This window comes from Bacillus sp. B1-b2 (assembly GCF_009183415.1).
GTDB lineage: Bacteria > Bacillota > Bacilli > Bacillales > Cytobacillaceae > Niallia.
In genome coordinates, this window is record NZ_WEHU01000058.1 from 1 (window position 1) to 5,991 (window position 5,991).

Sequence of the window (5,991 nt, forward strand, 5' to 3'; positions counted from 1 at the left end):
GAGGTAGACTATAAATCTTGTAAAACCATAAAAGAATTAAAGGCAAAAATAAATCATTACATGGTTTACTATAACAATTATCGATATCAATGGAATTTAAAAAAGATGACCCCTATTCAATATAGGAATCACCTTCTAGTTGCTTAGTCTCTTTTTTTATTGTGTCCTTGACATGGGTGCCAGTTTAGATGACGTGTTTTTCTTTTTTTCATTTAGGACGTGTTCAATTCCAAAGTCGGACTTCCTAAAGGCCCAATTTAGTATAAGTACCAAACCAATGTCCAACTTATAAGAAAAAAGGCACTAACTATGATAAAGAATAAACCAAGACCTTGTATAGTCTCTTTTGTTTGTGACTGTTTATATTCCTTGTAGGTAATTTCACCTTTTGCAAACCTTAACCCATTAGGTGTGTATTTGGCAATTAAAAAATGCTGTTTATGGCAGTATGTTTTTTGAATATAAAAAAGCCAAAAATATGCATAAAGTGAATGAAAAATTGCATATTTCCGGCTTATTATTAATTTTTGATATTGAAGAAAAGCGCCCCGATTGCCGAATAACCTCTTCTATTGAACAGTCTTTGTACTGTGCAACAAAAGATACAGCTATAAATGCCAACCCTTGTTCACATAAACCCCCTTTAGCACAAGAACCGATTGTCCCTGTCAGAACTTTTAACCCACTAAGAAGCTAATTAATTTAGAAAAAGTACCTGCCCCCCAGTGCGGTAATACTTGACTGTATCGGGTCTCAGGCACTTTAATCAAAAAAAATTTAAATTTTAGTCTTACATTTAATCAACTTCGACAACTGGATTTAAGTGTTCAGGAAAGTCCTCCCAAAACTCAATAATGGCGTTGGTGTATTTATCAAAACCAACTTTCTCAATATCGAAAACAATCTCAGCATTGGTTGTTAGTTCCACGTCCATGAGTCTCTCGTCACCGAAGTAACCTTTTAAGAACAAGTCTGGGTTCTTATTATACAACCTAGTAGCAGAACGTCCGTCACCATGCTTGTATGTATTTACAAGATCAGCTAATAGTTCAACAGTTTCCCATTGGGAAGTCTTTGTCAAATCGTAATTTAAAAATTCGTATGCTTCTTTTATTTGACCCATATTAAAACCAAACTTTGAAAATCCATCTTTTGTTCTTATCGGACTCATTCTATGGTTTAGCTCCGAATAGATAAAACCTCTCAATTGCTGTTCCAAAATCTGGTATATTGTAGCCAACAACGACAAGTGGAAATTATATTCCATGAGTTTTTCAGATTTATAAAATTCGTAAGTTTCCATTTCGATATTTTCAAATATGTCGCTAGGATCAACTACTTCATAATTGTAAGCTGTCCCATATTCTTCAACCATTTTCTCTTTGTATTTGTTTGCAGAACCTTCAATATCATTGAAAAGGGTTTCCATTGCAGTAGCAAACTTTTCTTGTAATTTTTTATAAATGAAAATGTATTGCTCTCTTTTATGTTTAGGTAACCACACATTTAATTGAAGTTGTTCGCTCATACGTTCTCCACTCCTTACACTTTACTTTGTTTTTCTATATTCCAATATGGTGCATTTACTGAACTACTTGCAGTTGACCTTGCTCCTTTTGAAGTATTACACGGTTCACACAACAATTGAAAGTTTGAAGCGTCGTTGCTGCCATACAAGTCCAAAGGAACAATATGGTCAATATGCTTTGTGTTTTGTGTTCTGATCAAGTTAGAAAGGTCACAACGACATTCTGGATTTGAACAAGTTCCTTTGTCTCGATAAAAAACAGCGTCGGTCAACCATTTTGGGAAGTAAACTCGTTTTATCCGTTTCTTATTAGTAACATACTCTGGAAATTGTTCCTCGATTTCTTCCATGTGTTCTTGTATAAATGCAGAAAGCTCCAAATGAAAATCATGCAAGAACTTTCTATCTTGAAAAATGAATTGAAACGCTGCGTGAACGATTAGTTCATCAATTTTGTCTTGGTGTTCATTTATATATTCCATTAGCTGCTCAACGATTTCTCTACAATTACATTCTTTATGATATTCGTCGCTACAACCAGCAAAGTCTGGAGTTGGTATGTTCGGTTGCAAATTTACTCCTTCAAGAGTTCTTATCATAAAATTATAAATCCATTGTAAATCGTCAACGTTTTTATAAATTTTGTCCAATTCATCTTCAATGTCTTGAAAGAAAAACAAATAGTGATGAACTGCCGTCAATTTATTTGGTTTAACAATGCTCTCAAAAATTTCGTCTTTGAAACAAGAAAATGCTTCTGAACTATAATCCCAAAAATTTGAAACAGCCAATCCTGCTAGTCCAATTCCAGAACTGAGAGCTAAATGTTCGTCTTTTGCTGCCATAAATTCTCCACCTTATTTTGCTCACTTAGTTAAAGGAGTCTTTCTGCTAATCATGTAGGTTTCTATAAGATAAATACAAAGTGTTCCACTTAAATTGATGGCAAATTTTGCGTGTCGTTCGCTTGGTTTGTAATACACTTTTCCTTTAGCGTGTGAGTCTCCATAAGCATTTCTCAAAGCTCCAAGTCCTGTTACAACTCCATTTATTGAACCTAGTATTTGTTTGAAAATTTCCGCTCCATGTTGGTCTGGAGACAAGTTTAGCAATTGAGCAACCTTCTTGTATAATTGACTTAAATTGTCCGTTTCTTTATATTCTTCTTCAATGTCGTCAAGTATCCATTTCAACGTACTTTCAACCATTGCTCTGGTTGCAGTGATTGCGTCTTCTGGATCAGTCTTTGCTTGACTTAACGCTCTCTTCCAATCATTTTCAACGTGTTCGATATTATACTCCCCAGTGAAGCTTTCAAGCTCTTTTGGAATATATGTTGTGTTTTCATATTGAACCTTTCCATTTACAAAAGCATAGCCGTCACGTTCCAACAATTTAAAAAATTGCTTCCGAGTAGTATCATTTTGAAAATACTCGTTTTCTTCATTTTCGAGATAAAACATTTCTATTACATTGAACAATTTTCGCAAGTCACTAGGATTTTTTAAATCAAGTGAAGAAACGTAAGAGTCAGCAAGTGAACGTCTTTGCCCACTTAAAGTGGAGACATGATTTTCAGCTTCAAAAATGTATTCACATTCAAAGAGCTTTTGAATGGTTGCAAGTGTTCCATAGCCTGTTAATAAGTCGTAAAAAGTGTGGATTGTCCGTTTGCTTAACAATTATCATTACTCCAATCTCTACCAATGTCATTAATTCCAATTATTACAAAAAGGGACAAATTAGGCTACTATTTTACGATAAAAAAGCTCTCCAAGTTGTGTGGAAAGTTCTAGTGTCATTTTTCATAATATAAATCCATTAATGCTTGAGCCAACACTTTTAGATTGGGTTTGTTGACTTCTTTTCCAATACCTTGTGGACGGTCTTTCACTATTATTTTCTTTAAGTGTTCTTCTTTTGGTTGTTATTAAAGAATGGAGAACTCAAGTAAATGAACCATTCGTCAACGGTTCCTTCAATGAATGAAGCGTCATTTTGAATTAGAACGTTGTCTTTTAAAGAATTATTTTTAGCTTTAGAAATAAATGTTTCACTTGCTAAGAGAAAAGTGCCTGACCCCCAGTGCAGTAATACTTTACTGTATCGGGAGTCAAACACTTTAATCACAGGCCAATTGTGAAATATTCTTTTCTATTGAACTGTATCGTTGTACTGCGAAGTAATAATTCAGTTTTTCTTCCTTCTGGTTCAAACATAAGACCCTATAGTTCAAAAAGAAACAGGGTTAATCCTTTACATCATCCTTGCATATTTCACTTACTAGCTGCCATAACGCGTTGTTTTCTTTATTTTTCGGTGCAAGACTATCACAAAGCTCTTCTACTTTCTTCTTAAACTCTTCTGATACACCATCACCATGTTCTGCCAAGCCAAGACCTCCTTTTTACTGATAAGGCCGTTCTTCTACATAACCTCTAAATTTCCAATCATTCCAGCTTCCTTATGACCGGGAATGGTACAATAAAAATAAAATTTCCCCTTTGCTTTAGCCATAACTCTAGCCTTTGTCTCTGTACCTGCATTTGCATGTAAATGAAAGTCACCTAGACTACTATCCTTTTCATTCTCACTAACAATATTTATATCATGCTCTGTTGCCCCCTTATTTTTGAATATTATTGTATAATCCTCACCTTTTTTCATTATGATTTTACCCGGCGAATACCTAAAATCTGTGGCTGTTATCTCAATTTGGTTAGTTGTTTTTGTATGTTGGGTTAATTGACTTAGCTGTTGATGATTAGCATGATGGTTTTCTTTCGCAGGTGAATTACTTTGATTATTTGACTGGGCCATTATCACAGCAAAACCTATTAGCAATCCACCTGCAATTAGTGGATTTTTAAACAGCTTAATAACTAGTTTATCTTGATTATTATTAATTGATGAAACCAATAAATAGAGAATAATAAAATGGACCCCAGAATAAATAATAAATAAAATTTTCACAAGTTGCTCACTTTGATGAGAGGGGATCATGTCTCCCAACATTGCGCCCATCATTCCTCCCATGAAACCTGCTAATAACCCGTCTAATAAAGGAAGCAGGCCTAGAGGCAACCCTACTGCAGCACCTATGATCATTCCCACTAATACACTGGTCACAGTTGATACAAATAAATTTCCTGACAGGTAATACCCAATTATAGTACCTCCGAGTAAGCCCGATAACATACCTGTCGCCATTGACACCATCATACCTGCCATCAAACTTATTTTCATTCTCGAAAATAATACAACTACCAATGTTATCAGTAATAATACACAGGATATCAACAAAATAAATGCCATAATTTGTGACAAGTACAATCCCCCTAAACAAGTTTTTACATCTTATGTTTAGAATACATAAAAATTCTTAGGGTATATATTTTCCACATTATAGGATCTGTTGAATGTGTTGATTTTTTTGATTAACAAGAAGCTGGTTGTTTAATAAGGAAAATCCAAGAATGGCCCGAAACCCCACTAGCTGTTTAGGTTTTTAATTAAAGAATGCTTATTGCAGATGCTTCACAGCGTCAATCTATATTTATATCCACCCGACTATATTATTTTCATAAAAAAACCGCAGTAAATGCGGTCAATGTGAAGCTGTCTGACTAGGCTCTCTTATAGAGTATGCTTCATGCAATGAGGTGTATAAGCATACTCCTGAAATACCATAAAGCTAAACCGTTCCTTTAAAGGTTAGTTTTTTCCTTTGATGGCTAAGTGGATGCTTTTGTTAAAAGGGTATTAGCTGCTTCTAGTAAATTTAACGATTGCTAATATAATACCAATTAGGAAAACAATAATACCGTTACCTAAAATAACTAAGCCTATAAAAGCAGCTCCCAGTGCCGCACCTTCTCCCGTATCACCTGCGTTATGAGCCATCTTTACAAAAATAGAACCTGATAAAAACCCAATAACCGGTCCAAGTATTGATATACCTACACCACCTAACCATAAAGGTAATTTGTTTTTCTTGTACAATTTTATTGCTGCAACGTTTGAAATCAAAAGCACTGATAATAAGATTAACCAAATAAGTCCGTCTCCGCTCATATAGCACCTCTTAATTTAAGTATCACATAAATATTAGCATAAATTTATATATAAATATCCAAATTATGTATTTAATTTACAACTGGTAAATATTCTTTTTAGGGAGTTTTTTAGTTGATAAACAAATTAAGGGTTGTACTTAGACTAATGGGTAATTAATTTAAAAGGCTCTTCGGATTATGTAGTGGAAAAATAGGTGTTAATACTTTATCAAAATATCAATTAATGTACAGTAGACACATTATGTACACTTAGCAATCATTGAAGAATAGAGTAGGGTGACCATTCACATGGCCACCCCCTCATCAAACCGCACGTGCCCTATTAAGGCATACGGCTTACCAACGTGTTATATTGAACTTTTATTTTCCCTGTGCACAGTTTATTTT

Annotated in this window: 8 protein-coding genes; 2 read left to right on the forward strand and 6 right to left on the reverse strand. The window is 34.3% G+C overall.

Going from position 1 to position 5,991, the window contains the following annotated elements:
- Together F9279_RS24410 and F9279_RS25455 are read left to right on the forward strand one after the other, a co-directional pair.
- Positions 1-147: IS3 family transposase (locus tag F9279_RS24410; protein WP_152116704.1), on the forward strand; the 147-nt coding region annotated here is incomplete at its 5' end.
- Positions 148-409: 262 nt separating this feature from the next.
- Positions 410-697 carry a hypothetical protein gene (locus F9279_RS25455; protein WP_193224710.1) on the forward strand — a complete coding sequence of 96 codons (288 nt, stop codon included), beginning with the start codon at positions 410-412 and terminating at the stop codon, positions 695-697.
- Positions 698-796: 99 nt separating this feature from the next.
- On the opposite strand, the gene F9279_RS24415 is transcribed toward F9279_RS25455, so the two are convergent.
- The 6 genes from F9279_RS24415 to F9279_RS24435 all read right to left on the reverse strand — a co-directional run bounded on the left by F9279_RS24415 (position 797) and on the right by F9279_RS24435 (position 5,602).
- Positions 797-1,528: a hypothetical protein gene (locus tag F9279_RS24415; RefSeq protein WP_152116705.1), complete on the reverse strand. Its 732-nt coding sequence runs from the start codon at positions 1,526-1,528 to the stop codon at positions 797-799.
- 14 nt (positions 1,529-1,542) lie between these two features.
- Entirely contained in the window at positions 1,543-2,373 is an 831-nt protein-coding gene (locus F9279_RS24420) for an HNH endonuclease (RefSeq protein WP_152116706.1), read from the reverse strand.
- Between the two features lie 21 nt (positions 2,374-2,394).
- Positions 2,395-3,210, reverse strand: a complete 816-nt coding sequence (locus tag F9279_RS24425) for an abortive infection family protein (protein ID WP_152116707.1) — start codon at positions 3,208-3,210, stop codon at positions 2,395-2,397.
- 566 nt (positions 3,211-3,776) lie between these two features.
- Positions 3,777-3,920 (reverse strand): hypothetical protein, encoded by a 144-nt coding sequence (locus tag F9279_RS25460; RefSeq protein WP_193224711.1) that lies wholly within the window; start codon positions 3,918-3,920, stop codon positions 3,777-3,779.
- A gap of 35 nt (positions 3,921-3,955) precedes the next feature.
- Positions 3,956-4,855 carry a cupredoxin domain-containing protein gene (locus tag F9279_RS24430; protein ID WP_152116708.1) on the reverse strand — a complete coding sequence of 300 codons (900 nt, stop codon included), beginning with the start codon at positions 4,853-4,855 and terminating at the stop codon, positions 3,956-3,958.
- Between the two features lie 435 nt (positions 4,856-5,290).
- Complete coding sequence (locus F9279_RS24435) at positions 5,291-5,602, reverse strand: ABC transporter permease (RefSeq protein WP_152116709.1); 312 nt, start codon at positions 5,600-5,602, stop codon at positions 5,291-5,293.
- Positions 5,603-5,991: the final 389 nt, after the last annotated feature.

What these genes read in the sequence shown, in the direction of transcription:
- F9279_RS24415 (WP_152116705.1), bottom strand. Translation starts at nt 1,528, where the DNA reads ATGAGCGAACAACTTCAATTAAATGTGTGGTTACCTAAACATAAAAGA.
- F9279_RS24435 (WP_152116709.1), bottom strand. Translation starts at nt 5,602, where the DNA reads ATGAGCGGAGACGGACTTATTTGGTTAATCTTATTATCAGTGCTTTTG.
- F9279_RS24420 (WP_152116706.1), bottom strand. Translation starts at nt 2,373, where the DNA reads ATGGCAGCAAAAGACGAACATTTAGCTCTCAGTTCTGGAATTGGACTA.